We start from the raw sequence: 1,184 nt of genomic DNA, 5'->3' as shown, positions 1-1,184 counted from the left end.
ACCGTGAAGCTTGGACGCTAGTTCAGGTGGAGTCATTGTTGAAATACCACTCTGGTCATATTGGATACCTAACTTCGAACCGTGATCCGGTTCAGGGACAGTGCCTGGTGGGTAGTTTAACTGGGGCGGTTGCCTCCTAAAAAGTAACGGAGGCGCCCAAAGGTTCCCTCAACCTGGTTGGTAATCAGGTGTCGAGTGTAAGTGCACAAGGGAGCTTGACTGTAAGACTGACAAGTCGAGCAGGGACGAAAGTCGGGACTAGTGATCCGGCAGTGGCTTGTGGAAGCGCTGTCGCTCAACGGATAAAAGGTACCTCGGGGATAACAGGCTGATCTTGCCCAAGAGTCCATATCGACGGCATGGTTTGGCACCTCGATGTCGGCTCGTCGCATCCTGGGGCTGGAGTAGGTCCCAAGGGTTGGGCTGTTCGCCCATTAAAGCGGTACGCGAGCTGGGTTTAGAACGTCGTGAGACAGTTCGGTCCCTATCCGCTGCGCGCGCAGGAAATTTGAGAAGATCTATCCCTAGTACGAGAGGACCGGGATGGACGAACCTCTGGTGTGTCAGTTGTTCCGCCAGGAGCACCGCTGATTAGCTACGTTCGGAACGGATAACCGCTGAAAGCATCTAAGCGGGAAGCCGGCTTCGAGATGAGATTTCCATCCCTTCGGGGGAGAGGCTCGCAGCTAGACTACTGCGTTGATAGGCCGGATGTGGAAGTGGGGACTAAAGACCCATGGAGCTGACCGGTACTAATAAGCCGATAATTTGATAACACTCAGTTTGAAGAAGCTGCTTTAGCGTCCACTATGTGGTTCTCGATGTACGGTCGAGAACAACGCTCCTGTCAAGGGAGCTCTATAACTAAAAAATATAGAATCGATTCATCGGAAGATGTTTCGGCGGCTATAGCGAGAGGGAAACGCCCGGTCACATTCCGAACCCGGAAGCTAAGACTCTCAGCGCCGATGGTACTGCAGGGGGGACCCTGTGGGAGAGTAGGACACCGCCGGACTTAACTTGAAACACCAGGAAAGCCATCCCTTAGGGGATGGCTTTCCTGCGTTAACGGCCACCCACGGGTGGCCCTGTTGTCGTTAACCCGCTCTCCTCCGACCGCGTTCAGTCGCGTGCTCAAGACCCTGGCCTTACGCCTGCGGAGCGACGGGACACTCGCTCCTCAG

2 rRNA genes (1 of these 2 running past the window's edge) are annotated in these 1,184 nt (G+C 54.8%); both read left to right on the top strand.

Annotated elements, in window-relative coordinates:
- Nucleotides 1-776: ribosomal RNA gene (locus QMF22_RS17250) — 23S ribosomal RNA — on the top strand (it extends 1,835 nt beyond the left edge of the window).
- Nucleotides 777-898: 122 nt separating this feature from the next.
- Nucleotides 899-1,015: ribosomal RNA gene (gene rrf, locus QMF22_RS17245) — 5S ribosomal RNA — on the top strand.
- Nucleotides 1,016-1,184: the final 169 nt, after the last annotated feature.

This window comes from Cryobacterium sp. PH31-L1, from assembly GCF_030063145.1.
In the GTDB taxonomy this organism is placed as follows: Bacteria; Actinomycetota; Actinomycetes; order Actinomycetales; family Microbacteriaceae; genus Cryobacterium.
The sequence above is the reverse complement of the archived record's forward strand: the minus strand, read 5'-3'. Positions and strand labels throughout refer to the sequence as shown.